The following is a 25,314-nucleotide window of genomic DNA, read 5'->3' on the forward strand; positions in this document are numbered from 1 at the left end:
ACCCCGAGCTCGTGCATGAACAAGGTCACCGCCCCCGCAAGCCGTCGAACACTTCGGCGAAGCCCGGCTGGTTCTTGTGCTTGATGCCCGACCGCGCGGCCTCGATCACCAGCGGTTGCGGATGGCCGTGGAGCGAGGCGATGATGATCTGCTTGACCACGCCGTAGATCGCGGCGTCCGCATCGATCACCTGCTTCAGCCGCGACGCCAGCGGCGACACGATCCCATAGGCGAGCAGCACGCCCAGGAACGTGCCGACCAGCGCCGACCCGATCATGCCGCCCAGCACGGCGGGCGGCTGGTCGATCGACCCCATCGTCTTCACGACGCCCAGCACGGCCGCGACGATGCCGAGCGCGGGCAATGCGTCGGCCAGGCTGGACAGGGTAGTGTGCGGGCTTTCGACCTCGTGGTGATGCGTCTTGATGGCGTTATCCATCACATCCTCGACCGCGTGCACGTCGAGCGTGCCCGACGACACCACCACAAGCCGGAGCGTATCGGCGATCAGGTTGACCAGCGTGCCGTCCGCCTGCAGCCGCGGGTACTCCGCAAACACAGCGGAGGACTTGGGATCCTCGACATGCGGCTCGAGCGCGATCGGGCCCTCGGTGCGCAGCATCTTCATGAGCTTGGAGACGAGGAAGATGACGTCCAGGAAATCCTGCTTCTTCCAGCGCGGGCCCTTGAACACCTTGCCCAACCCGCCCGCCATCGCCTTCAGCTCGGCTCCGGAGTTGCCGATGATGAGCGCGCCCGCCGCCGCCCCGCCGATGATGAGCATCTCGTGCGGCAACGCGTGCAGCACCGGGCCGAGCGCGCCGCCCGTGATGGCGAAGCCGCCGAACACCATGGCGATGAGGACGACGAGGCCGATTGCCGGAAACATGGTACGAAATTCCCCGTGGACTGGCGACCATCGTTAACGTCGATTGATGGCCAAGTTCTTACCGGGCGCGGATTTTCAGGGGCGAACCCTCTCCCGCTTTTGCGGGAGAGGGAAAGACGTGGCGTAGCCGCGGCGAGGGTGAGGGCCGGACCTGTCCGGGCGAGGTCCGTCCCTCACCCTGGCGCTCACGCGCCTGTCCCTCTCCCGCGAAAGCGGGAGAGGGTTATTGTTCACCTAAGATAGCTGAACAGCGACAGGCTCGACAGTTTGGCGAAGCTCGCCTGGGTCGCCTGCAGCACCGTCATGGTCTTCTGCAGCTCGGTGATCGCGGCGGTCACGTCCACATCCTCCAACGACGAGCGCAGCTCCTCGCGGTTGGTGTTCGTCTCCGTGAGCATCGCCTGGGCGAGCTCGATCCGCGCCCCGCGCGCGCCCATCGACGCACGCACCAGGTCGACCTGATCGCCGGCGGCGTAGAGCGCGTCCAGCGCGTCCGATGCGTCGTCGCCGTCAGCCGTTCCCGCCTCCAGCGCGGCGGCGAGAGTCGACAGGACGGTGAATATGTCGTTCCCCGCCCCGTTCGGCGCGAATACGCGTTCGGCGGTTTCGGTCGCCTGGATGGTCTGGCCGTCGGCGATGGGGATCGGCGAGACGGTGGTCGAGGCGAACGAGAAACTTCCGTCCGCCGCGCGCTGCACCGCCTTGACGCCGCCGGCGCTGCCGAACAACGGTTGCCCGCGCAGGTCCTTCGTGTTCCCAAGGTCGACGAGCTGGCCGACGATCGCGGAAAGCTCGGCCCCGATCACGCGGCGATTGTCGACCGACATCGTGCCGTTGCCCGCGCGCGTCGTCAGCTCGATCGCGCCTTGTATCTGCGTCTCGATCGCGTCCAGCGTCGAGTCCGCCTGGCTCAGCAGCGCGCCCGCTATCTTCATGTTGCCGCCATACACCTTGGCGTCGGCGTCGCGGCGACGGAACTCGGCCAGTTGCTGGGAGGCGACCGCATCGTCGGACGGAGCCATCAGCTTCTTGCCCGTGGCGATCTGCACCTGCAGCACGCCCGCGCGCGCGTTCAGGGCACTCATCCGCTTGGACGAGCCGTCGTAGAATAACGAGGTCGGGACCTGCATGATCGTTCTACCTGATCTCGAGGATCGACTGGAACGTCTCGCGCGCGACCTGGATCACGCGGCTCGACGCCTGATAGGCTTGCTGGAAGCGGAGCAGGTCGACCGCTTCATTGTCCAGATCCACCCCCGCCTTCTGCGCGCGCGCGGTCACCGCGCCGTCGCGGATCGCGCCTTGCGCCTCGGCGATCGCCTGACGCTGGCGAAGGGTGGCGGCGTTGTCGGTGACGAGCGCGATCGCGGATCCTTCGGCACCCGACGCGGTCCTGAGCGCCTCGAACCCGTCCAGATTGCCGCCGTCGCGCGGACCCCCGCCCGGGCGCGACGCGGCGATGCCCGCCGGGTCGGTGATCGCGACGGTCAGGTCGGTGGGCGACGCGCCGGCCGCGAACAACGGCTTGCCGCCTACGCCGTTCAGATCCTCGCCCTCGCCCTGCACCTTGTTGACGGCGGCGGCGAAGCGCGTCGCGACCGCGTTCAGCTGGCCGCGCGTGTCGTTCAGCCGCGCGGCCGCGTCGGCGACGCCCGCCAGCTCGCCGCCCTGCGGGATCACGGTGCTCGCCTCGCCCGCGAAGGACAGCGTCAGCGCCACCGCGCCGCCCGCGCGCGCATAGCTGACCTGCCCCGACCTTGCCGCGTCGACCAGCACCGGGCCGCTCCGTCCGCCGAGCTTCACCGTGGCGCGGCCGGTAGCGTCGAGACTGACGTTCAGGTCGATCAGCGCGCTCATCTGCCCGAGGACCCCGTCGCGCTGATCGGCGAGCTGCGCGGATGCGGCGGTCCCGCCCTGCGTGCGCCCCAGCCCCAGATTGATCTTGGCGAGCGTGCCCGCCAGCTGCGTCAGGTCCTCCGCGGACTGCGACGCGTTCGCATCGAGATCGGCCGCTACCTGGTCCAAGGCGCGCCCCGTCGCGCCGAACGCGATCGCGGCGCCTCCGGCCGCGCCCAGCATCCCCGTCCTGAGCGCGGCCGAGGTCGGCTCCGCGCCGAGCGCGCGGCTGGATCCGAAAAAGCCCGACAGCCGCTCGGGCAGCTTGTCACCGGTCAGCGCGCTCTCGATCCGGTCCAGCCACCCGGCCCCGCCCGCGGTGCGCGACACGTCGGACGTGGACGACCTGACCGCCTCGTCGGCATACACGTCGCCCGCGCGCATGATGCCCGCCGCGGCGACGCCCATGCCGTTCGCGCGCGCGCCCGATGCCAGCCCGCCCGTGACCTGCACCTCGCTCAAGCGCACCTGCCGGCGTGAATACCCGTCCACGCCGGTGTTCGCGATGTTCTCCGAAACGGTGGTCAGCGCGCTCTGATAGGCGCGGACGCCCGACGCGCCGATGGAAAGGAGATCGCTCATTCCGCCGGTGTGGGCGGCGACTCGTTAAGATCGGGTTGCGACCGGCCCAGGAACTCCGTCATCGCCTTGCCGATGCCGATCGGCGAGTGCGTCGCCATGCTTTCGGCGATCCGCTGGTCCTGCATGTCGCGGAAGGTGTCGAGCGCCTTCGACTCGAACAGCGTGTCCGCGAGCGAGGCCTTGCGCATCGCTCCCAGCATCATGCCGGTGAACACCGACTCGAACTTGTCTCCCGCGTTTTTCAGGTTGTCGGCGGAGGCGAGGCGGGACGTGTCCGCCGGGACGCCCGCGACGCCGGCCTTGGCGATCCCGCTCATAGCACGATCAACTCGGCCTTGAGCGCGCCCGCCTGCTTCAACGCTTCGAGGATCGCGACCAGATCGGCCGGGCTCGCGCCGATCGCGTTCACCGCCTTCACCACATCGGCCAGCTTGGGACCGGGGTTCAGCAGGAACATCGGCTTGTTTTCCTCGACGACCTGGACGTTCGATCGTTCCTCGACCGCGGTCTCGCCGTTCGACAGCGCCTCGGGCTGGACGACCCGCTGCGCCTCGTCGATGCGGACCGTCAGCTTGCCGTGGCTGACCGCCGCCGGCCCGACGCGCACCGCCGAGTTGATCACCACCGTCCCCGTACGCGCGTTGACGATGACCTTGGCCGAGGGTTCGGCCGCGACCACGTCCAGATTTTCGATCCGCGCCATCAGCGTGGACCGGCTTTCCGCCCCGCCGACCGCGCGCACCCGCACCGACACCGCGTCGATCGCCTGGGCCGTCCCTCCGCCCAGCACCCGGTTGATCGCCCCCGCGACATTCTGCGCGGTGGTGAAGTCGGCGCGTTGCAGGTTGAACGTCAGCCCAGCCGACTGGTCGAATCCGGTCGCCACCGCGCGCTCCACGGTCGCGCCCTCGGGGATGCGGCCGCTCGAGGGGATGTTGACGACGATCTTGGACCCGTCCGCTCCCTCCGCGCCCAAGCCGCCGACCGCCAGGTTGCCCTGCGCCATCGCATAGATCTGGTTGTCCGCGCCGAGCAGCGGCGTCAGGATCAGGCTGCCGCCGCGCAGCGACTTGGCTTTGCCCATCGAGGCCACCGTGATGTCCAGCCGCTGCCCCGGCTTGGCGAAGGGCGGCAGCTCGGCGGTGATCAGCACGACCGCCGCGTTCTTCATACCCGGGTTCACCCCCGCCGGCAGCTGCAACCCGAACCGCGACGCCACGGCCTTGAGCGACTGCACCGTATATTCGAGATTGTCATCGCCGGTCCCCGGCAGGCCGACCACGACGCCGTAGCCGGTGAGCTGATTCGACCGGATGCCCTGGAACGCGCCCAGATCCTTGATCCGGTCGGCATGCGCTGGGGAGGCGATCGCGAGGGTCGTGAGCAGCGTGAGGAGATAGCGGAGCATGGCGGTCCTCAAAACGGGCTGACGACTTGGAAGAATCGGCCGAGCCAGCCCTGGCGACCAGCGCGCGCGACGTCGCCGCGGCCGGTATAGCCGATCCGCGCATCGGCCACGCGCGTGGAGGCCACGCGGTTGTTCGCATCGACATCGGCCATCCGCACCACGCCCCTGATCCGCACGAACTCGTCGCCACGGTTGAGCGTCAGGCGCTTCTCGCCGCGCACGAGCATCGTGCCGTTGGGGTATACCTCGGCCACCATCACCGACACCTCACCCGACAGCGAGTTCGCCTGGTTCGTCTGGCCGCTCCCGGTGAAGTTGCGGTTGCCGCCAGCGCGGATGTCGGTCGGGTCGAACAGCGACAGCGGCCCGGTCGTTGGCGGCGAAATGCCGAAGCCGCCGTCCGAATCGAGCTGCGACCCCGCCGACTTGGTCGCCGCCGTCCGCTCGACCAGCACGATCGTCAGCGGATCGCCCACCCGCCGCGCGCGCCAGCCCTCATGCAGCGCGCCGTAGCCGTCGCCTGCGTGGAAGATCGATCCGCTGGCCGCGACCGGTGCCGGCTGAGTCGGACGCGCCGCGCTCCAATCCTCGGGCGCCTGCCGACGACCGAACACCTGCGCCTCCGCTCCGTCCGGCGCGAAAGCGAATATGATCAGCGCGCCCGCCACGCCCGCGAGCGCGAGCTCGATCGACCGGCCGATCCGGGTCGGCGTAGGTGCCTCCGTCGCCGTCACAGGTTCTGGTTCACGTATTTGAGCATGTCGTCGGTCGCCGAGATCATCTTGGAATTGACCTCGTAGGCGCGCTGGGTCTCGATCATGTCGACGAGCTCCTCGACGACGTTGACGTTCGACGACTCCAGCATTCCCTGACGGACGCGCCCGCGCCCTTCCAGCCCGGCCACGCCCAGGTTCGCGGCACCGCTCGCCGCCGTCTCCGTCAGGAAGTTGTCGCCTGTGGGCTGCAATCCCGCGCCGTTGGCGAAGCTCGCCACCTGGATCTGTCCCAGCTCCGACGGCTCGGTCTGCCCCGCGACCGTCGCCGAAACGGTGCCGTCGGTGCCGATCGTGATCGCGGTCGCGCCCTCGGGCACGGTGATGCCGGGCTGCAGCTGATAGCCCTCGCTCGTCACCAGCAATCCTTCGGGGGAGCGCGAGAAGTTGCCCGCCCGCGTGTAGCCCAGTTGGCCGCCGGGCAGCTGGACCTGAAAATACCCGTCGCCGTCGAGCGCGAGGTCGAGCGAGTTGCCCGTCGTCTGCATCGCCCCTTGCGTGTCGATCCGCGCCGTCCCCTGCACCCGGACGCCCGTTCCCAGGTTCAGGCCCATGGCGTAACGCGTCTCGCTGGTCGACGCCGCACCGGGCGAGGTCACGACCTGATAGGCGAGCGTCTCGAACGCCGCGCGGTCGCGCTTGAAGCCCGTGGTGTTCACGTTGGCGAGGTTGTTCGAGATCACCCGCATCCGGGTGTCCTGCGCGTCGAGCCCGGTGCGGGCGATATGCATGGCGGCGGAGGTCATTGATTTCGTCCTTCTACCCAAGTCCGTTCATGCTGAGCTTGTCGAAGCAGCGTCCTCCTTGCGGCTGGCGCGAGAAAGAACGACCCTTCGACAAGCTCAGGGCGAGCGGGGAAAAGCGTGTTCATCAGCTCGGCAGGCGCATCAGACTTGCGCCGCTCTCGTCCATGGTGCGGGCTTCCTTCAGGAGGTTGGCCTGCACCTCGTAACTGCGCTGGTTCTCGATCATGTCGACCAGCGCCTGCGTCATGTTGACGTTCGATCCCTCGAGCGCCCCCGTCTGCACGGTCGCGTCCATGTCGTCGGGCAGCGCCCCCCCGCCCCGCACGCGGAGCAGGTTATCGAGGCCCTTGACCGTATCGGACCCCTTCGTGCTCGCCAGCTTCAGCCGGTCGATCACCTGCGGCACGTTCGGATCGCCGCCTTGCGGCACGATCGAGATCGTCCCGTCGGCGGCGATCGATATCTTGTCGGCGGGCGGCAGCGTGATCGGCCCGCCCCCGCCCATCACGGGAAAGCCGTCGCCGGTCTGGAGCACGCCCGACGCCGCGACGCTCAGGTCACCTCGGCGCGTGTAGGCCTCCGATCCGTCGCCCGCCTGCACCGCAAGCCACGCGTCGCCCGTCATCGCGACGTCGAGCGGCCGGTTCGTCTGCTGGATCGCGCCGGGCGAGCGGTCGGCGTCCGTCACCTCCCCCGATGTCGGCATCCGAGCCTCGAACGCGGAGCCGCCGCCCTTCAGCTCGATCCGGTCGAATACGACGCGGTCGGCGCGGAACCCCGTGGTCGACACGTTGGCCATGTTGTTGGCGATCGACGCCTGCGCCGCCATGTGCGCGCGCAGCCCCGTCGCCGCGGTGTAGACCAGCTTGTCCATCTATCGGCTCCGCTCCCTCGTCGTCACGAACGGATGTTGAAGATGGTCTGCGAGATCTGCGTCGCGGTATCGAGCGCCTTGGCGTTCGCCTGGAAGTTGCGCTGCGCCGCGATCAGCCCGACCAGCTCCTCCGTGATATCGACATTTGATCCCTCGATCGTCCCCGACATCAGCGAGCCCAGGCCGTCATTGCCCGCGCTCGACAGCAGCGCCTGGCCCGACACGCCCGACGACGTCCAATAGCTGCTGCCGTTCTGACGCAGCCCCTCGGGCGTGGTGAAGCCTGCGATCGCCACCTTGCCGAGCGGCACGGTCGACCCGTCGTCATAGGTGGCCAGGATCAATCCCGCCTTGTCCACCACGACGCTCGTGAACTCGCCCACCGTCGCGCCGTTCTGGCTGCGCGCGGCCACCGAGAACGCCGCCGGGCTCTGCGTCGAGCCGGCGTAGTTCAACGACAGCGGCTGCGGCGTCGCCGAGCCCCTCGGCGTGAACGGATCGAACGCGGTCGGGCCGGTCGGGGCGGTTAATGCGCCACCGGCGTTGAAGCGCATCTGCAGCGGCGTGGCCGAGCCGCCCGTCGTCAGCTGGGTATCGCCGACAAAGCTGTGCACCGACCAGCTGCTTGTGCCGTCCGCAGGCGTCGGAGCCGGATTGCGGACGTAATAGTTGGTCAGCGTCATGGCCTCGCCGCCCGCATCGTAGATCGTCGAGTTGGTGGAGTTGTTGTAGGTGGCAGCGTTGGCGCGGTTGAACGCGGTCGTCGGCACCGCTGCCGAGTCCGACAGGTTGATCGCCAGCGTCACGGCGCTCGTCGCGATCGGCACGCCGTTCACGTCGGGGATGCGCACCGCGGTCAGCCCGTCCGCGCCCGTCGCGGTGACGACGCCGTTGGTGTCGACGGGATACGCCTGCAGATACGATCCTTGCGCGTCGACGATGTACCGGCTGGTATCGACGGAGAACGCGCCGTTGCGCGTATAGGCCAGCGCGCCGGTCACGGATCCCGTCTTGACCGCGAAGAAGCCGTCGCCCGAGACCGCGAGATCGAGCGCCTTGGAGGTGGAGGTCAGGTTGCCCTGGCTGAATTGCTGGCGGTTGGCCTTCACCACCACGCCCGACCCGATCATCTTGCGCGGGTCGGTCGACAGGTTGGACGCGATCACGTCGGCGAAGTCGGTGCGCGACTTCTTGAACCCGCTGGTCGCCACGTTGGCGAGGTTGTGCGAGATGGTCGACATCTCGGTCTGCGAGGCCTGTAGGCCGGAGAGCGACGTGTAGAAGGACATGGGGTTACTCCTGGTACTAAGAAAGATCAGCCGACCTTGCGGACGGCGGTGACGGGGATTGAGCCGAGGCCGGCGACGTCGAGGATGGGCGACCCCGCATTCATCGAAACGGTGCGGACGGGTGCCCAGACGAGCGTGCGCGCGGACACTTTGCCTTTCGCGTCCGCAGCCTGCGCCGAGACGGTGAACGGCCCCGCGCCCGCGTCGACGCCGGCGTCGGTCAGGCCGTCCCAGTTGAAGGTGGCGGTGCCGCCGACCTGCTTGCCGAGCTGCACCGTCTTGAGAAGCTGGCCGTCGGCGTTCGAGACGGTGACGCTGGCGCTCGTCGCCGGTCCGCCCAATTCGACCGCACCATCGAGGCCGCCGGTCGACCGCGCATAAGCGGTCGATCCTTCGGTCAGCACGCTGCGCCCGACATAGCCCAGCGCCTCCGCGCCCGAGGTCCCGCCCAGCTTGTCCGCGATCGACTTCAGCGTGGTGCCCATTTCGCTGATGCCCGCCAGCGATGAGAACTGCGCCATCTGCGCGACCATCTGCGTATTGTCGACGGGCTCGAACGGGTCCTGATTCTTGAGCTGCGCGGTCAGGAGCTTCAGGAAATCGTTCTGCCCGAGTGTCTGGCTACCCGCCGGCTTCACGACGGGGCCCGTCGTCGGCGTACCGATGCCGAGCGCGCGGACAGTCGCATCGAAGGAAGTGGCCATCTTCAGCGTCCCAGCTTGAGGGTATCGATGATGAGCGACTTGGCGGTCTGCATCACCTCGACGTTGTTCTGGTACGAGCGCGCGGTCTCCATCATGTCGACCAGCTCGCGCGTCTCGTCGACCGCGGCGTCGAAGACGTTGCCGTCCTTGTCCGCCAGCGGGTTGGACGGGTCGTACCGCGCGGTCGGCGCCTCGCCCGCGGTCGCGATGCGTTCGACATCGACGGTGGCGAGGCCGGACGCGCCGCCTGCCGCTCGGTCGAAACTGGTGCGGAACACGGGCTTCATCGTCCGGTAGGCGGTCGCCTCGCTGCCCGACACGCCGCCGGCGTTGGCCAGGTTGGACGCGGTGGTGTTCATACGCACGAGCTGCGCCGACATGGCGCGCCCCGCGACTTGGAATATCGAGATCGGCCGGTCCAATTTCACTCTCCTCGCAGCGCGCGCGTGAGCGTCGAGATGCGCCCGTTCAGGAACGCGAGCGTCGTCTGATACTGGACCGCGTTCTCGGCGAAGGCGGTCTGTTCGGACGACAGCTCGACGGTGTTGCCATCCATCGAGGGCTGGCTCGGCACGCGGTAGCGCACCGCGTCGGCGGTGTTCGCGCCGCCCTCCATCCCGGCGAGCGCCGCCTGAAAGTCGATGTCGCGCGCCTTGAAGTTCGGCGTCGACGCGTTGGCGATGTTCGACGCCAGCACGCCCATGCGCTGCGAGCGCACCCTCAGCGCCGCGCCGTGCACCCCGAACAATCCGTCGCCCGCCATCGCCGGCCTCCCATGCGCTTCATTACGCGACGGGCTTCTCGCAAAGGACGTGCCAAGTGGGATTGCGGGTGGGCCAGGCGATGCGGCGATGCGGAAGCGGCAAGCGCTTGCCGGAAAAACGGCAGCTTGCCGGGCAGGCGCATTTCCAACCCTCTCCCGCTTTCGCGGGAGAGGGATAGGCGCGTGAGCGCCAGGGTGAGGGCCGGACCTCTCTAAGAATAACTGCCCTCACCCGACCTCGCTACGCTCGGCCACCAGTGTCGGGTAAACAGCGCCCCGCGCTGTTTAGGTCATGCCGGGGGCATGACCGACCCGACACTCCCGCGAAAGCGGGAGAGGGCAAAGGTGGAAGGCGGCTGAGAAGTTGGCTCACCCCTTGCATACACCTCACCGATGCTCGCTCCGTTCCTCGATCCCACCGCGCTCGCCCTCGTCATCGGCGGCACCGCGCTCGCGACCGCGCTCCGCAGCCCCGCCGGGACGCTCCGCCGCGCCCTTGCTGCGCTTCGCACCCTTGCCCGCAAGCCTTTTACCGCCGAGCCGCTTCTCGAACGCATAACCGCTCAGGCCCGGATCGCGCGGCGCAATGGCGTGCTCGCGCTCGACCGGTCGGTGATCGACGATCCCGACATCGCCGCCGCGCTCGCCGCGATCGTCGACGGCGCGGACGCGGACGCCGTCGCCCGGATCGTCGCCGACCGTCGCCGCGCGCGCATCGAACGTCATCTCGCCGCCGCCGATTGCTGGGCCGGGGCCGCCGAGGCCGCGCCCGCCATGGGGATGATCGGTACGCTGATCGGCTTGGCGCGTACTTTCGGGGCCATGGACGATCCCGCCGCGATCGGCGGCGCGATGGCCGTGGCGCTATTGGCCACGCTCTACGGCGCGCTCATCGCCAACCTCGTCGCCGGCCCGGTCGCCGCCCGCCTGCGCGCCGCCGCGCGCACCGAGGCGTTCGAGCGCGCCCGCCTCGATGCGCCCCTAGCCGCGCTTGCCGCGCGTGAAGCGCCCGTGCGGGTCCTGGCGAGCGCTGCGTGACCGACTTCCCCGACCCGGCCGCGCCGCGCCCGCTCTGGCTCGTCACGCTGGCCGACCTCGCGCTGCTCTTGCTCGGCTTCCTGATCCTGATTCAGGCGACCGCCGCACCCGACGAGCGCGCGCTCGCTAAAGGCTTGCGCGAGGCATTCGGGGCCGAGCCCGCTCCACCGATCCCGCTCGCCGCGAGCGCCGTCCGTTTCGCGCCCGGCTCCGCCGTTCCCGGCGACGCCCGCGCCATGATCGCGTGGGCGGTCGACGCGGCGCGCGACCCGCGCGTCGCCTTTACCGTCACCGGGGCGACCGACGGCGTTCCCGCCGACGTGGACGGTGTGTCGGGCAGCGCCGCGCTGCTCGCGGCCGACCGCGCTCGCGCCGTCGCCGCCCTACTCGTGCCCGTGGTCGGCCCTACCCGCCTGGCGGTCGCCACCGATCCCCTGTCCCGCGGCCGCACCGCGACCGCGACGCTCGCCTTCGTCGGCGAGCGACCTTGACGGAGTTCCCGATGTTCCGAGCCGCCTCGCTCCTCCTTTTTGCCGCGCCGGCTTCGGCGACCGGCTTCCAGAGCACCGTCGCGCTTGACCGCGCGGTCGCGGGCTTCACGATGCACGCGGTAGGCGAGGAGGGCGGCGCGCGCATGCCTGTCGATCCACGCCTGAAGCTCGCCCTGTGCCCCACGGTCGCACTATCCTGGCGAACGCCTGCGCAGGACGCAGTGGTGGTCGCCTGCTCGGGCCCAGACTGGCGCATCTTCGTGCCCGTCAAGCGGTCCGCGCCATCCGCGGGAGCCGCCCCGAGCTCGGCGGTCGCCCGAGCGACGCCCGCCATCCGCGCCGAGCCCGTGATCCGCCGCGGCGACCCCGTCATCATCCAGGCCGGCTCGCCCGGCTTCTCCATCGCGCGCGAGGGTGTGGCGATGGCCGACGCCGCTCCAGGCACGCGCTTCCTCGTCCGCGTCGCCGACGCCCGCGCGCCCGTCCAGGCGGTCGCGGTCGAGCCCGGCCGCGCCACCCTGCCGGGCTGGTCGAATTAACAGGCTAAACTTTGCCGCCGCCCTGCCGTTTGTTCTCCTGTCAGCGTCGGACCAGAGGAGGCGGACATGGTGGACTCGGTGGGCGCCAAGCCCTTCATTGTCGGTGGAGGTGTCCTGCGGATCGACCGCGCGCCCGCGCCTCGCGCGATCGAAACGGCCAAGCCGGCCGTCGCTCCTGCCCCCGTGGCAGGCCTGCGCGGGATCGCCCGCGAGCTGGCGAGCGGCCCGCCGGTCGATGCCGATCGCGTCTCGCGCATCCGTCAGGCGATCGCCAACGACACCTTTCCGATCCTGCCGGCGACGATCGCCGACCGGCTGCTCGCGTACAAGATGAATTGGAACGGCAATGAACAGGCGTGACGCCCTCATCACCGTAATCGACGCGCTCCATAGCGAGATCGCGGCGCTCAAGGACAACGACGTACGCGGCCTCGAGCGCGCGACCGCCACCAAGCTGGCCGGGATCGAGGCGGTCGCCGCGGCCGGCACCGGCCCCGCCGGCTCCGACCTGCGCGAGCTCGCCGAGGAGGCCGACCGCCTGAACGAGACCTGCCGCATCTACGTCAACCTGATGGCGGCAAATGTCCGCCGCCGCCTGCAGACGCTGACCGGCGAGAGCGGCGGGGGGTATCGCCCCGTACTCAACGCCTACGCCTAATCAGAACCCTCTCCCGCTTTCGCGGGAGAGGGACAGGCGCGTCAGCGCCAGGGTGAGGGCCGGACCTGGCCCGGATAGGCCCGCCCCTCACCCTCGCCGCGCTATGCGCGTCTTTCCCTCTCCCGCGAAGACGGGAGAGGGCTCCAGAGTTGGCACGGTCCTTGCTGATCTTCCACCAGCATGACCGTTAACGCCATCACCGCAGGCCGCATCCAGTCCGCCATCGCGCTCGCGAGCAGCCGGACGGGGATCGATTTCGACTATTTGCTCGGCCAGGCCAAGCTCGAATCTGGCCTCAACGCCACCGCGCGTGCGGGCACCTCGTCGGCGACCGGGCTCTACCAGTTCATCGAACAGTCCTGGCTGGCCGTCGTCAAGAAGCACGGCGCGGAGCACGGCATGAGCTGGGCCGCCGACAGCATCGGGCGTAATGGAAATGGTCGCCTAAGCGTGAGCGACCCGGGCACTCGCCAGGCAATCCTCAACCTTCGCAACGACCCCGCCGCCGCCTCGCTGATGGCGGCCGAGCACGCCGGCGACAACAAGGCCGCGCTCGAGGGCAAGCTCGGCCGCGCCGCCACCGGCACCGACCTATATATGGCGCACTTCCTGGGGCTGGGCGGCGCGTCCAAGTTCCTTTCCAAGATGCAGTCCGATCCGGGCGCTACCGGTGTCGCGATGTTTCCCTCGGCCGCGCGCGCGAACCGGAACGTCTTCTACGACCGAAGCGGCGCACCCCGCTCGCTCACCCAGATCTACGAACGCTTCGCCGCCAAGCTCGAGGGCGGCGCGGTCGGAGCGAGCGGAACGACCTCCCCCGTCGGCTTCGCGTCGCAAGCGCTCGACATCGAGGGCGGCACCGTCGTCACCGGCGCGGAGAGCGCGACCGACGCGCTCGCCTGGGCCAATTCAACGCTCGGTCGCTTCGACAAGCCGCAAGCCTTCCCCGCCACCGCCACCGCCAGCCTGATGCGTCCCAACCCCGACACCGCGCGCCTCGCCTACATGATGCTCGCGAGCATGGGGGTCTAGCCGGTGCTAGCCAAGTTCCTCCCCGGCGTGCGCGGCGCGGTCCTGCCGCTCGCGATCCTGCTGCTCGTCGTCATCATGGTCGTGCCGATCCCGGCCGCGCTCCTCGACATCTTCTTCGTCACTAACATCGCGATCAGCCTCGCGGTGCTGATGGTCGCCTTGAACGCGCGCAAGCCGCTCGATTTTTCGGCCTTCCCGACCGTGCTGCTGTTCACCACGCTGTTCCGCCTGGGCCTGAACGTCGCCTCCACCCGCATCGTGCTCGTCCACGGGCACGAAGGCGAGGCCGCGGCGGGGCATGTGATCGAGGCGTTCGGAAACTTCCTGATCGGGGGCGATTACGTCGTCGGCATCTTCGTCTTCGCGATCCTGATGATCATCAACCTGATCGTCGTCACCAAGGGCGCGGGCCGCGTGTCGGAAGTGTCCGCGCGCTTCACCCTCGACGCGTTGCCAGGCAAGCAGATGGCGATCGATGCCGACCTGAACGCGGGTCTCATGACTCCCGACGAGGCCAAGGCGCGCCGCGTAGAGGTCACGACCGAGGCCGACTTCTACGGCTCGATGGACGGCTCGTCCAAGTTCGTCAAAGGCGACGCGGTCGCCGCGATGCTGATCCTCGCCGCCAACGTCATCGGCGGGCTGATCCTCGGCCCCGTCAGCCACGGCCTGACGATCGGCGAAGCGGCGCGCGCCTATATCCTGCTCGCGATCGGCGACGCGCTCGTCGCACAGCTCCCCGCGCTCATGCTCTCCATCGCCGCCGCCGCGATCGTCACCCGCGTCTCGTCGGACAAGGACCTGGCGGGCCAGATCGGCAGCCAGTTCGGCTCGCCCCGCACCTGGACCCCCGTCGCCGGTATCCTGACCCTGCTCGGCGTCATGCCCGGCATGCCACACATCCTGCTCCTGAGCGGAGCCGCAATCGCCGGCTTCGCCGCTTGGAAGCTCCGCCAGATCGAGCGCCGCCCCGCGTCCGCCGCCCCCGCCGCAGCGGCCGAGCCGGTCGACCACTCGCGGATCGGCTATGACGACGTGTCCGACGGCATGCTGGTCCGCCTCGATATCGGCTACGGCCTCGTGCCTTTGGTGGATGAGCGTAAGGGCGCGCCGCTCATGGGCCGCATCACCGGCGTCCGCCGCCAGCTCTCCAAGGAGCTCGGCTTCGTGGTGCCGCAGGTGCGTGTCGTCGACGATATCAACCTCGCCCCCTATACCTACCGCCTCGTGGTCGGCGGCGTCGTGGTGGGCGAGGACCAGGTCTCGCCGGACGAGATGCTCGCGCTCGACACCGGCCAGGCGGTCGGATCGCTCCAGGGCAAGTCCGCCAAGGACCCGACCTTCGGCCTCGACGCCACCTGGATCCAGCCCGGCGACGTCGACGCCGCGACCGGCGCGGGGTTCCTCGTCGTCGACCCCGGCACGGTGGTCGCCACGCATCTGAACCACGCATTGGGCCAGAACGCCGCCGACCTGCTCGGCCCCGACGAGGTGCAGGCGCTGCTCGACGGCCTCAAGGAACGCAACCCGCAGGTCGTCGCCTCGCTCACGCCACAGCCGCTGGCGCTGACCACCCTCACCCAGATCCTGCGCGGCCTCCTCGCCGAGGGCATCTCCTTGAAGGAGTTCCGCCGCATCGCGTCGGCGATCAGCATCGCCGCGCAAAAGAGCCCGCACGCCGAGGACATCGTCGAGCTCATCCGCCCCGATCTCGGCCCCCTCATCGTCCAGAAGCTGTGCGGCGTCCGCGAACCCTTGCGCGTCATGACGCTGGAAGGTCAGCTCGAGGGGCTGCTCGGTCAAGCGGCGCGCGCCGACACCGCGGGCCGCCACGTGATCGAGCCCGATCTCGGTCGCCGCATCGTCGACGCCGTCAGCCAGGCGGCACAGCCGCTGCTGGCCGAGGCCAAGCCCTTCGCGCTCGTGGTCCAGCCCGCGATCCGCATCGCCATCCGCAAGCTCGTCAGGAACTGCCTCCCCGATACGCCCGTCCTGTCCTTCTTCGAGGTGCCCGAGGACAAGGCGGTCGAGGTGGTCGCGGTAATCGGCGCGGCCCAGCCAGCGCAAGCCGGCCACTTCCAGCCGCAGGCCCTGCCCGCATGAGCTTCCAAAATCCCGGATCGTTCACGAACGCTCAGCCGGTTACGTACCGGCCCAGCCGCGACGGCGACGCCGCGATCCGCGAGCACCTGCCGCTCGTCCGTCGCCTCGCCTGGCACGTCCACGGTGCGATGAGCACCTCGGTCGATATAGAGGACCTCGTCCAGGTCGGCCTGCTCGCGCTCGTCGAGGCGCTACGCGGCGCCGAGGTCCGCACCGGGCCCGAGTTCAAGGCGTACCTCACCACCCGCCTGCGCGGCGCGATGATCGACGAACTCCGCCGCCACGCCACCAACAGCCGCGGCGCGATGCGCAGGCGGCGCGACCACGCCCGCGCCGTGGGCGAGCTCACCCTCCAGTTCGGCCGTCCGCCCGCCGAGGCGGAGGTCGCCGCGCACCTGGGCGTCACGCTCGACAAGCTCCGCACGGACTATCTCACCGCCGACGCGGTCAAGATCGAGTCGATCGACGAGGTGTATGCCGACGACCTACCCTGGTTCGCCAGCCCGGACCCCGACGCCTTCGAGGCACTCGCCGATGGCCGCGAGCGCGACCGCCTGATCGCCGCGATCGCCGCTCTCCCCGAACGCGAGGCGCTGGTAGTCCAGCTTTACCATGTCGAGGAACTCAACCTAGAGGAGATTGGCGAAGTGCTAGGCGTAGGCTCCGCCCGCGTCTGCCAAATCAAGAAGTCCGCCCACGACCGCCTGCGTCGAGCGCTGGCCAGCTAACCCGAACCCTCTCCCGCGTAGGGCTACGCCTACCTTCATCTCCGCGGGAAAGGAACAGGCGCAAAGCGCCAGGGTGAGGGCCGGACCTCGCCCGGAAAGGTCCGCCCCTCACCCTCGCCGCGGCTACGCCACGTCTTTCCCTCTCCCGCGAAAGCGGGAGAGGGTTGTGCGGTGCTTCAGGCCATCTCTTCCTGTCGCAGCATCTGCTCGGCGAGTTGGCTGTGCTGCTCGTCGGCCTGCTTGGCCTCCTCGGCACACTGCCGGAACTCGCGGTCGGTGCGCTCCAGTCCCAGCTTCTCGGCATAGTTGCGCAACGTGCCGAACGACGCGATCCAGTAATGGATGGCCAGCTGGCCCGCCGCGATGATGCCGAGGTCGCGGCTCATCTCGTCGGGAGCGGCCTGTCGGATGCGCTGGCTGACCTGATGATGCGCCTCGAGAATGGGATTGCTGTCCTCGCCGACGGGGCCGCCCGCTTCTTCCAACGCGCGGTCGATCCGCGCCGCCCATTCCGTGGATTGATCGGTACCTTGCTGCAACGCCTGTTTCAGCTCGGAGCTGGTCGCCGAGCCCTGGATTTCCTGGGTTGCGTCGGCAGCCACTCGCGTACCCGCCTTCAATGCCGTCAGGCCTTGCCGCACCAACTGCTTCAGATTGTCGTCCGTCATCTTCATCGCTCCGCTGTGAGGGGGAAACCGGCACCGGGCCGGCCCTTATTCTACAGTCGGCGCACCGCGTCGTTCCCGCCGCTCGGCGCGCATGCCGCACCCTTCGACGGCGGTGCCGAACATGGATCAAAGCTGGTAACTCAAACGGGCGCGGGCGTCCCCTAACGCAACAAATCCCGGCGACCCGTTTCCGGGTCGCCGGGGCTCGTCGGAACATTCCGTTCCGGACCCGACGTTGGACGCCGCCGCCGGATCGGCGACGGCGCGTCGGGGTGGTCGGATTACTGGAGCAGCCGCAGCACGCTCTGCTGGCTCTGGTTCGCCTGGGCGAGCATCGCGGTCGAAGCCTGGCTCAGGATCTGCGCCTTTGCGAGCTGCGCGGTTTCGGCCGAATAGTCGGTGTCCTCGATCCGGCTGCGCGCGTCGGTCAGATTGGTCGAATTCGAGGTCAGGTTGTTGACCACCGAATTGAGTCGGTTCTGCGACGCACCCAGCGTGGCGCGCGCCTTGTTCACCGCGACCAGGCCGGCATCGGCCGCGTCGAGCGTCGCGGTGGATCCCGCAACCGTGCTGACGTTCAGACCGGAGCCGACGGTGGTGTTGAGGTTGGTGGCATCCACCTGAACCTTCTCGATCGTCACCGTGTTGGCGGCGCTGGCGCCGACCTGGATGTCGAACCCGTCGGCGGGCGTCGACGCCGTCGCCGTCTTGTTGAACAACGCGACGCCGTTGAATTTGGTATCGGTCAGGATCGAGTCGATCTGAGTCGACAGTTCCGCCACTTCAAGCTGCATGTTGGTGCGGTCGCTGGCGTCATAGGTCTCGCTCTTGGACTGGATCGCCAGCTCGCGGACGCGCTGCAGCATGTTGGACACCTCGCCCAGCGCGCCTTCGGCGGTCTGCGCCAGGCTGATGCCGTCATTGGCGTTGCGCATCGCCTGACCCATGCCGCGGATCTGCGCGGTCATCGAGGACGCGATAGCGAGGCCGGCGGCATCGTCCTTGGCGGAATTGATGCGCTTGCCGGTCGACAGGCGCTCCATCGCGGTCTGGAGCTGCATGTTGGACGAACGCGACGCATTGGCGGCGCGGGTCGCGGCGGTGTTGGTGCCGATAACAGTCATCGATCTTCTCCGATTTGAACGCCGCTCCGGTCGCCCCCGAATCATCCGAGGACCGAGCCGCCAAGTGGGAAAACGGCCGGACCGCGCGGAACTTTAGGCCGAAAAATAAGCCAATGTCCTCGCGCGCGCGCGGCTGCACGCACGGGGGCCGCGCGCCCGGAAAATATCTGTCGGGGACGGCCGGGCTTTACCGCCCGTTTACCAGCGGCGGTGCAATCGGGGCCCACACACGAGGGTTCTTGTTCATGCGTTCGCTGTTTCCGTCCGCCGCCATCACCGCCCGCCGCTACCCGCTCCTGTCGGCGCTCCGGACGGCGGGCTTCGCGCTCGGCACGTTCGAACAAGCGCAGCCGGGCCCCGGCGACCTGTTCCTCGTCGCCGAGGGCGAGGTGCCGCCCGTTCCCGCCCGCACCGTGATCGTCGGCGAAGGCTCCCCCGCCATTCGACCCGGCCGCGACGGATCGCCGTCGCGCGTGACTTATTCCGGCGCCGACGCGGAGGTCGGCAACGCCTTCGTCCGCGCGCTCGTCGCCGGACCCGACACCCCGACCGCCGCCGACCCGGAGAGCCTGGCGCTGTTCGCGCTGGCCGAGCGGGTGGCCGCGGCCGACATCACCGTCCTGATCAACGGCCCGACCGGCACCGGCAAGGAGGTTCTGGCGCGCGCGATCCACAACGGATCGCCGCGCCGGAACGGCCCGTTCATCGCGATCAACTGCGCCGCGCTGCCCGAGGCCATGCTGGAGGCCATGCTTTTCGGGCACCAAAAAGGAGCCTTCACCGGCGCGTCGTCGGGGGGCGAAGGCTTCTTCCGCGCAGCGAACGGGGGCACGCTGCTGCTGGACGAGATCGCCGAAATGCCGGTCGGGTTGCAGGCCAAGCTGCTGCGCGCACTCCAGGAGCGCGAGGTGGTGCCGCTCGGCGCGGTGACGCCCGTGCCGATCGACGTGCGCATCGTCGCCTGCGCCAACCGCGACCTGCAGGCGGAGGTCGCTGCCGGCCGTTTCCGCGCCGACCTATACTACCGGCTGTCCGTTTTTCCGCTATCGACCAAGCCGCTGTGCGAGCGCCCGGCCGACATTCCCGCGCTCGCCGCGACGATGATCCTGCGCCATGCGGGTGCCCGCGCGGTGGTGCCCTGGCCGACGACGGAGGCGATCGACCTGCTGCGCGACCACGATTGGCCGGGGAATGTCCGCGAGCTGGAGAATGTGATCCAGCGCGCGCTGTTGTTTGCGGGCGGCGACCGGATCGAGGTTTCGCATATCCTGTTCGATCGGCCGAGCGCATCGACCCCGGCGCGGTTCGACGAGGCGTCCACCTTGGGCCAGGTCGTCCAGATGAGCGAGTTCGCGGCGATCCGCGACACGCTGGCCGCTTGCGGCGGCAGCCGGATCGAGACCGCGCGGCGGCTCGGCATCTCGGAGCGCACGCTCCGCTACCGGCTCGCCAAGGCGCGCGAGCAGGGTGAGGACGTCGGCGCGGGCTGGGCGCGGGCGGGTGCGGCATGAGCGCGGTCGGAGGCGCCATGAGCGTCGACCGGGTGATGGCGCTCCGCGCGCAGATCCTCGAGCGCAATAGCGCCCTGTCGCGCGCGGGCGCGTCGGCGTCGCCCACCCCGGTCGCGGCCACCCCGACGAGCTTCGCGGCGACGTTCGATCAGGCCATTAAGGGCGTCAACGAGGGCCAGAACCGGGCCACCGCGCTGTCCGAGTCCTACGAACGCGGCGAGACGGTCGACATCGCCAAGGTCATGCTTGCCCGGCAGGAGGCCTCGGTCGGGTTCGAGGCGACGCTGCAAGTCAGGAACAAGCTGCTGACCGCCTACAAGGACATCATGAGCATGCCGGTCTGACATGGCGAACGCCCTAGCCCCCACGACCGTCGGCGCACTGCCCGAACGGTTCGCCAATCCCCTGCAGCAGGTTCGCGGACTGATGGCGCAACCCGCCGTCCGCCGCGCGGGGCCCGCCGCGCTGATCGTCGGCCTGGTCGGTGCCGCCGCGCTCGCCTGGGCGACCCTGTCGGCCCCCACGCAGAAGACGCTGTTCCCTTCGCTCCCCGACGCCGACAAGGCTGCGGTCACCGCCGCGCTCGACCAGGCGAACATCCCGGCCGTGATCGACGACGCGACGGGCGCGCTGACCGTGCCCGAGGACGATTACGGCCGCGCGCGCATCCTGCTCGCGGGGCAGGGGCTGCCCAAGACCGCGCCCGGCGGCTACGCGATTCTCGACCAGCTGCCGATGGGCGTGTCGCGCGCGGTCGAGGGCGAACGGTTGCGCCAGGCGCGCGAGACCGAGCTCGCCCGTTCGATCCAGGAGATCGACGCCGTCGCCGAGGCGCGGGTCCACTTGGCGATGCCCGAGGCGAGCGTGTTCGTACGCGACACGGCCAAGCCGTCGGCGTCGGTGATCGTCAAGCTCCAGGCCGGGCGGGCGTTGTCGGACGCGCAGATCAATTCGATCATCAATCTCGTCGCCTCGTCGGTGCCGGGCATGAAGCCCGACGACGTGACGGTCGTGGATCAGCTCGGCGGATTGTTGTCCAAGTCGGGCGGCCCGAACGCGAACGCCGGCGGCGATCAGCGGATCGAGTTCCAGCGCCGCGTCGAGGACAAATATCGCCAGCAGCTCCAGCAGCTGCTGACGCCGCTGGTCGGCGCGGGCAACTTCACCGCCGAGGTGCAGGCGGTCGTCGATCTCGACGAGACGCAGGCCACGCGCGAGTCGTACGAGAAACAGGGCGCGTTGCGCGCCGAGACGGGCAACTGGACCGGCAACCAGCAGACCCCGACCGCCCCCGGCGGCATTCCCGGCGCGCTGTCTAACACCCCGCCCCCCGCCAGTACGCTCCAGGCCCCGCAAGCCGCGACCGGCACGCCCCAGCCGGTCGCGGGCGGCCCCGCCCCGGACCCGATGAAGCAGTCGGACGCGTATCAGCGCGCCTACGACCTCGACCGCCAGGTCTCCGTCACGCGCGCCGCGCCCGGCGGGGTCAAGCGGCTGTCGGTTGCCGTTCTGCTCCGCGAGCCGGAGAAGGGCCGCCGCAGCGGCGCGGAGATCGCGCAGATCAGCGACCTGGTGAAGAGCGCGGTCGGCTTCGACGCCGCGCGCAGCGACAACGTCACCGTGATCAGCCGCAAGTTCGCCGGCGCGAACACCGCCGGCGAGGCCGCGCCCTGGTACGACGCAGCCTGGCTGCCGATGGTCGCGCGCAACCTGACCGCGATCGTCATCGCGCTGCTGGTACTGCTGCTCGGAATCCGGCCGCTCGCCAAGGCGCTGATGAAGACGCGCGCCGACGCGACGCCGGCCCTGGCGGCCGGCGCGATCTCGTCCGATGTCGCGGACGAGGACGGCACCCCCGGCCTGGTCGTCCAGCCGGCGGTCGGGCTCGACGAGATCGACGCCAGCCGCAATTTCGACGACCGCATCGGCGCGGTGCGCGGCTTCACCCGCGACAACCCCGCGCGCGCGGCGCTGGCGGTGCGCGACATGATCAAGGCGGACGCCAAGCCGTGAGCGTCCCCACCCTGCCCGGCGCGCGCAGCTATACCGGCGTCGAGCGCGCCGCCGTCCTGATGATGCTCGTCGGCGAGCAGGAGGCTGCCGCCATGCTGCAGAAGCTCGACCCCGACGAGGTCCGCCTGCTCGGCAGCGCGATGTTCGCGGTCGCCGACGTGTCGGAGCAGGAGGTCGAGGACGTGCTCGACGATTTCGTCGGTCGCGCGCGCGACCGCAATTCGATCAGCTTCGACCCGCGTCCCCGGATCGAGGCGGTGATGAACATCGCGCTCGGCCCCGAAAAGGCCAGCAGCGTGCTCGCCCGGATCACCCCGCCCGAAGCCGCCTGCGAACTCGAACTGCTCGACTGGCTCGACGCACCCGAGATCGCCGCGATGGTCGAGAAGGAGCATCCGCAGATCGCCGCGGTGCTGATCGCCAATCTCGACCCCGCGGTCGGCGGTCAGGTGCTCGAGCGCCTGCCCGACGCGATGCAGCCCGACATCCTCCACCGCATCGCGCGGCTGGGCCCGATCACGCCCGAGGCGGTCGACACGCTCCGGACGATGCTCGCCAACCGCACCAGCTCGGCGGGCCGGTCGGGGGTCGTGCTGGGCGGCGCGCGCGAAGCGGCCAAGATCCTGTCGGGCGCGCGCAAGGCGACCGAACAACGGGTGATGCCCAAGCTGTTCAAGCTCGACAAGGAGGTCGCCCGCCAGATCGAGGAAGCGATGTTCGTCTTCGAGAACCTTCTGGAGCTCGACGACAAGAATCTGGGAACGCTGATCCGGGGCGTTGACGGCGAGATCCTCACCCGCGCGCTCAAGGGCGTGGACGAGGCGGCGCGGGCGCGGTTCCTGGGATGCATGTCGGCGCGCGCCGCCGACGGCATCCGCGACGAGATGGAGGCGCGCGGGCCCATGAAGCTGGCCGAGGTGCTCGACGCGCAAAAGGCGATGATCCAGATCGCGCGCGCGTTGGCCAAGGACGGCACCATCCAGATGGGCGCGGGCGAAGACGACTATGTCTGACTTCGTCGCGGGGTTCGCCGCACGTCACGCCGCCCCGGCGGAACTGTTGGCGCGCGCCATGTCGCCCCTGCCTGGCTTCGCGCCCAGGGCGGTCGGAAGCGCGTCCGAGCCGATCCATTTCCGGCCGTCGCCCGGTCCCAAGCACTTCTCCCCGGCCGACCGGGCCGTCAATCCGACCGAGGGTTGGGACCCGCTGAGTCCCACGATCGAGGAGCCGCCAGCGTTCGATCCGATCGAGGCGGCGCGCGCCGAAGGGTACGCCGAAGGGCTGGCCGCCGCCGCCGCGACCGCGTCCGACGTGTTCGCGCGCGATCACGCGCTGCTCGCCGACATCGCCGCGACGCTGGGCGGCGCGGGCCGGGTCGACCGCGCGGCGATGGCGAACCGCCTGCGCCAGACGGTGATGCTGCTGCTGTCGCGGCTGGTCGGCGAGGTCGGCGTATCGCCAGAACTGCTCGCGGCGCGCATCGGCGCGGCCGCCGAGATGCTCGCGGAGTCGGGCGAGTCGGCGCTGCTGCGCGTCCACCCCGACGATGTCGCGCTTTTGAACGGACGACTGCCGGGAACGATCTTCGCGGCGGGCGACGCGAGCCTCGCGCGAGGCGGTTTCATCCTCGAATCGGCCTCGACCGTGATCGAGGACGGACCGGAAATTTGGCTGGAGCAGCTTGCCCGGGCGATCGACCGCGTGCCCGTCCCACCTGCATGCTGACCCGCTTCGCCGACGATTATCTCGGGGCGCTCGGCGCTCACGACTTCACGCCCGCCGCCACCGTCTCCGGGCGGCTGTCCTCGTTCGACGGCCTGCTGATGGAGGCGGTCGGCCTGACGCTACCGGTCGGCACCGTCTGCCGCGTCGGGGCCCCCGGCGCGACCGGCGTCGATGCCGAGGTCATCGGCTTTCGGAACGGCCGCACCCTGATGATGAACCTGGGCGGTCCCGCCGCCCTCCTGCCCCGTGCGCCCGTCAAGCCGATCGGCCCGCCGGGCGAGGCGGAGATCGGCGCGGCCCTGCTCGGCCGCGTGGTCGACGGCGCGGGCCAGCCAATCGACGGGCTCGGCCCCATCCGCGGCGCGGGCCGCTGGCCGCTGGCCGGCAAGCTACAGTCGCCCCTCGACCGGGGCCGCGTGCTCGAGCCGATGGATGTGGGCGTCCGCGCGATCAACGGGCTGCTGACGCTGGGGCAAGGGCAGCGCGTCGGCATCATGGCCGGCTCCGGGGTCGGCAAGTCGGTGCTGCTGGGCATGATGGTGCGCGCGGCGCAGGCCGACGTGGTCGTGGTCGGCTTGATCGGCGAGCGCTCCCGCGAGGTCGCCGATTTCCTGGAGACCAAGGTGGCGGGCGCGGCGCGCGCGCGGTCGGTCGTGGTCGCGGTGCCCGCCAACCATTCGCCCGTGCTCCGCATCCGCGGCGCGCTGCGCGCCACCGCGATCGCGGAAGGCTTCCGCGCCGAGGGCAAGCGCGTGCTGCTCATCATGGATTCGCTTACCCGAGTAGCGCATGCGGGCCGCGAGATCGGGCTGGCGCTCGGCGAGCCCGCGTCGGCGCGCGGCTATCCGCCGTCGGCGATCGCGATGCTCCCCAACCTGATCGAGCGCGCGGGCGGGTGCGTCCGGAGCGGGGGATCGATCACCGCGATCTATACCGTGCTGGCGGACGGCGACGACGGCAACGATCCGGTGGTCGACGCCGCGCGGTCGATCCTGGACGGGCATATCGTGCTCAGCCGCGCGATGGCGGAGCGCGGCGTCTATCCCGCGATCGACATCGGCCCGTCGGTCAGCCGTGTCATGACCGACATCGTGGACAAGCCGCATGCGATGGCGGCGCGGACGCTCCGGCGGCATCTGTCGACCTACGAAGAGAATCGTGACCTAGTGCTGATGGGCGCGTACCGGGCGGGGACCGATCCCGCGATCGACGCCGCAATCGCCTGCCATCCCGCGATCACCGAGTTCATTCGCCAGGACGAGGACGAGATCGTAACGCTGGTCGACGCCGTGACCGAGCTGACGGGCGTGTTCGGGCAGGACGGCTGACGTGGCGACCGACGCGCGGACGCTGGCGCGCATCCACCGCGTCCGTACGCTCCAGCTCACGCTCGCCCGCGCCGAGGAAGCGCGCGCCAGGAACACCGTCGCCACCGAGACCGCGCTGTCGGCGCGCGTCGCCCAGCTCGCTGAGGCGGTCGCGCCGGTGTCGGGAGATGCGGTGACGCTCGTCGCGGCCGCGCATTACCGCGAACGGCTGGGCGTTTCGGCGCTCGCCGCCATCGCGCGGGTCGGCGCCGCCGAGGCGGACGTGTACCGCGCGGCCGCTCATGCGCGCGCGGCCAAGCAGGACCAGTCGGCGGTCGAGAAACTGATCGAGCGCGGAGGCAGGGACGCGGTCGCCCGCGAGCGCCGCGCGCAGGAGGAGGCCGGGCCCGGCCGTAAACGGCACGACCCTTGCTAGGTATTCGGTGAACCCGA

The 25,314-nt window shown here is 69.8% G+C and carries 29 protein-coding genes; 15 read left to right on the forward strand and 14 right to left on the reverse strand.

Annotated elements, in window-relative coordinates; genetic code table 11:
- Positions 1–25: 25 nt before the first annotated feature.
- From motA to flgB, 12 genes are all read right to left on the reverse strand, one after another.
- Positions 26–889: a flagellar motor stator protein MotA gene (gene motA, locus ACFE7F_RS02190; protein ID WP_375402200.1), complete on the reverse strand. Its 864-nt coding sequence runs from the start codon at positions 887–889 to the stop codon at positions 26–28.
- A gap of 230 nt (positions 890–1,119) precedes the next feature.
- Positions 1,120–2,019 (reverse strand): flagellin, encoded by a 900-nt coding sequence (locus tag ACFE7F_RS02195; RefSeq protein WP_375402201.1) that lies wholly within the window; start codon positions 2,017–2,019, stop codon positions 1,120–1,122.
- A gap of 7 nt (positions 2,020–2,026) precedes the next feature.
- Positions 2,027–3,367, reverse strand: coding sequence for a flagellar hook-associated protein FlgK (gene flgK, locus ACFE7F_RS02200; protein ID WP_375402202.1), 1,341 nt, complete (start codon positions 3,365–3,367; stop codon positions 2,027–2,029).
- Positions 3,364–3,684: a rod-binding protein gene (locus ACFE7F_RS02205; RefSeq protein ID WP_375402203.1), complete on the reverse strand. Its 321-nt coding sequence runs from the start codon at positions 3,682–3,684 to the stop codon at positions 3,364–3,366. Before ACFE7F_RS02205 ends, flgK begins: the two co-directional genes overlap by 4 nt.
- Positions 3,681–4,775, reverse strand: coding sequence for a flagellar basal body P-ring protein FlgI (locus tag ACFE7F_RS02210; protein WP_375402204.1), 1,095 nt, complete (start codon positions 4,773–4,775; stop codon positions 3,681–3,683). The genes ACFE7F_RS02205 and ACFE7F_RS02210 overlap by 4 nt, the downstream gene beginning before the upstream one ends.
- Positions 4,776–4,783: 8 nt before the next feature.
- Positions 4,784–5,443 carry a flagellar basal body L-ring protein FlgH gene (locus tag ACFE7F_RS02215; RefSeq protein ID WP_375402251.1) on the reverse strand — a complete coding sequence of 220 codons (660 nt, stop codon included), beginning with the start codon at positions 5,441–5,443 and terminating at the stop codon, positions 4,784–4,786.
- Between the two features lie 62 nt (positions 5,444–5,505).
- The gene (gene flgG / locus ACFE7F_RS02220) at positions 5,506–6,294 is read right to left on the reverse strand and encodes a flagellar basal-body rod protein FlgG (RefSeq protein ID WP_375402205.1); all 789 of its coding nucleotides are present in this window, start codon (positions 6,292–6,294) and stop codon (positions 5,506–5,508) included.
- 124 nt (positions 6,295–6,418) lie between these two features.
- Positions 6,419–7,168 (reverse strand): flagellar basal-body rod protein FlgF, encoded by a 750-nt coding sequence (gene flgF / locus ACFE7F_RS02225; RefSeq protein WP_375402206.1) that lies wholly within the window; start codon positions 7,166–7,168, stop codon positions 6,419–6,421.
- A gap of 23 nt (positions 7,169–7,191) precedes the next feature.
- Positions 7,192–8,457: a flagellar hook protein FlgE gene (locus ACFE7F_RS02230; protein WP_375402207.1), complete on the reverse strand. Its 1,266-nt coding sequence runs from the start codon at positions 8,455–8,457 to the stop codon at positions 7,192–7,194.
- A 26-nt stretch (positions 8,458–8,483) separates the two neighbouring features.
- Positions 8,484–9,161, reverse strand: a complete 678-nt coding sequence (locus ACFE7F_RS02235) for a flagellar hook assembly protein FlgD (RefSeq protein WP_375402208.1) — start codon at positions 9,159–9,161, stop codon at positions 8,484–8,486.
- A gap of 2 nt (positions 9,162–9,163) precedes the next feature.
- Positions 9,164–9,583 carry a flagellar basal body rod protein FlgC gene (flgC, locus tag ACFE7F_RS02240; RefSeq protein WP_375402209.1) on the reverse strand — a complete coding sequence of 140 codons (420 nt, stop codon included), beginning with the start codon at positions 9,581–9,583 and terminating at the stop codon, positions 9,164–9,166.
- Positions 9,584–9,585: 2 nt separating this feature from the next.
- On the reverse strand, positions 9,586–9,924 hold the full coding sequence (gene flgB / locus ACFE7F_RS02245) for a flagellar basal body rod protein FlgB (RefSeq protein WP_375402210.1): 339 nt from the start codon (positions 9,922–9,924) through the stop codon (positions 9,586–9,588).
- A gap of 393 nt (positions 9,925–10,317) precedes the next feature.
- On the opposite strand from flgB, the gene ACFE7F_RS02250 reads away from it, so the two are divergent.
- The 8 genes from ACFE7F_RS02250 (at position 10,318) to ACFE7F_RS02285 (ending at position 16,513) form a co-directional block, all read left to right on the forward strand.
- Positions 10,318–10,962, forward strand: a complete 645-nt coding sequence (locus ACFE7F_RS02250) for a motility protein A (RefSeq protein ID WP_375402211.1) — start codon at positions 10,318–10,320, stop codon at positions 10,960–10,962.
- Positions 10,959–11,453, forward strand: a complete 495-nt coding sequence (locus ACFE7F_RS02255; RefSeq protein ID WP_375402212.1) for a hypothetical protein — start codon at positions 10,959–10,961, stop codon at positions 11,451–11,453. The genes ACFE7F_RS02250 and ACFE7F_RS02255 overlap by 4 nt, the downstream gene beginning before the upstream one ends.
- Positions 11,454–11,464: 11 nt before the next feature.
- Entirely contained in the window at positions 11,465–11,992 is a 528-nt protein-coding gene (locus tag ACFE7F_RS02260) for a flagella basal body P-ring formation protein FlgA (RefSeq protein WP_375402213.1), read from the forward strand.
- 66 nt (positions 11,993–12,058) lie between these two features.
- A complete protein-coding gene (locus tag ACFE7F_RS02265; RefSeq protein ID WP_375402214.1) occupies positions 12,059–12,352 on the forward strand; it encodes a flagellar biosynthesis anti-sigma factor FlgM in 294 nt (97 codons plus the stop codon).
- Positions 12,339–12,650, forward strand: coding sequence for a flagellar protein FlgN (locus ACFE7F_RS02270; protein ID WP_375402215.1), 312 nt, complete (start codon positions 12,339–12,341; stop codon positions 12,648–12,650). The genes ACFE7F_RS02265 and ACFE7F_RS02270 overlap by 14 nt, the downstream gene beginning before the upstream one ends.
- Positions 12,651–12,830: 180 nt before the next feature.
- Entirely contained in the window at positions 12,831–13,682 is an 852-nt protein-coding gene (locus ACFE7F_RS02275) for a lytic transglycosylase domain-containing protein (RefSeq protein WP_375402216.1), read from the forward strand.
- 3 nt (positions 13,683–13,685) lie between these two features.
- Positions 13,686–15,785, forward strand: a complete 2,100-nt coding sequence (flhA, locus tag ACFE7F_RS02280) for a flagellar biosynthesis protein FlhA (protein WP_375402217.1) — start codon at positions 13,686–13,688, stop codon at positions 15,783–15,785.
- Positions 15,782–16,513, forward strand: a complete 732-nt coding sequence (locus tag ACFE7F_RS02285; RefSeq protein ID WP_375402218.1) for a sigma-70 family RNA polymerase sigma factor — start codon at positions 15,782–15,784, stop codon at positions 16,511–16,513. Before flhA ends, ACFE7F_RS02285 begins: the two co-directional genes overlap by 4 nt.
- A gap of 176 nt (positions 16,514–16,689) precedes the next feature.
- Here the strand turns inward: ACFE7F_RS02285 and ACFE7F_RS02290 are convergent, their stop codons facing one another.
- Positions 16,690–17,181 (reverse strand): ferritin-like domain-containing protein, encoded by a 492-nt coding sequence (locus ACFE7F_RS02290; protein ID WP_375402219.1) that lies wholly within the window; start codon positions 17,179–17,181, stop codon positions 16,690–16,692.
- Positions 17,182–17,462: 281 nt separating this feature from the next.
- A complete protein-coding gene (locus ACFE7F_RS02295; protein ID WP_375402220.1) occupies positions 17,463–18,305 on the reverse strand; it encodes a flagellin in 843 nt (280 codons plus the stop codon).
- Positions 18,306–18,550: 245 nt separating this feature from the next.
- Between ACFE7F_RS02295 and ACFE7F_RS02300 the strand changes: the two genes are divergently transcribed.
- The 7 genes from ACFE7F_RS02300 to ACFE7F_RS02330 are packed head-to-tail and all read left to right on the forward strand — an operon-like array spanning position 18,551 to position 25,297.
- Complete coding sequence (locus ACFE7F_RS02300) at positions 18,551–19,816, forward strand: sigma-54 interaction domain-containing protein (protein ID WP_375402221.1); 1,266 nt, start codon at positions 18,551–18,553, stop codon at positions 19,814–19,816.
- Positions 19,813–20,160, forward strand: a complete 348-nt coding sequence (fliE, locus tag ACFE7F_RS02305; RefSeq protein ID WP_375402222.1) for a flagellar hook-basal body complex protein FliE — start codon at positions 19,813–19,815, stop codon at positions 20,158–20,160. The genes ACFE7F_RS02300 and fliE overlap by 4 nt, the downstream gene beginning before the upstream one ends.
- A 1-nt stretch (position 20,161) precedes the next feature.
- A complete protein-coding gene (fliF, locus tag ACFE7F_RS02310) occupies positions 20,162–21,829 on the forward strand; it encodes a flagellar basal-body MS-ring/collar protein FliF (protein WP_375402223.1) in 1,668 nt (555 codons plus the stop codon).
- Positions 21,826–22,842, forward strand: coding sequence for a flagellar motor switch protein FliG (gene fliG / locus ACFE7F_RS02315; protein WP_375402224.1), 1,017 nt, complete (start codon positions 21,826–21,828; stop codon positions 22,840–22,842). Before fliF ends, fliG begins: the two co-directional genes overlap by 4 nt.
- Positions 22,835–23,554, forward strand: a complete 720-nt coding sequence (locus ACFE7F_RS02320; protein WP_375402225.1) for a FliH/SctL family protein — start codon at positions 22,835–22,837, stop codon at positions 23,552–23,554. The genes fliG and ACFE7F_RS02320 overlap by 8 nt, the downstream gene beginning before the upstream one ends.
- Complete coding sequence (locus ACFE7F_RS02325; protein WP_375402226.1) at positions 23,548–24,882, forward strand: FliI/YscN family ATPase; 1,335 nt, start codon at positions 23,548–23,550, stop codon at positions 24,880–24,882. Before ACFE7F_RS02320 ends, ACFE7F_RS02325 begins: the two co-directional genes overlap by 7 nt.
- 1 nt (position 24,883) lies before the next feature.
- Entirely contained in the window at positions 24,884–25,297 is a 414-nt protein-coding gene (locus tag ACFE7F_RS02330) for a hypothetical protein (RefSeq protein WP_375402227.1), read from the forward strand.
- Positions 25,298–25,314 lie beyond the last annotated feature (17 nt).

It is taken from the genome of uncultured Sphingomonas sp. (assembly GCF_964235535.1).
Taxonomy (GTDB): Bacteria; Pseudomonadota; Alphaproteobacteria; order Sphingomonadales; family Sphingomonadaceae; genus Sphingomonas.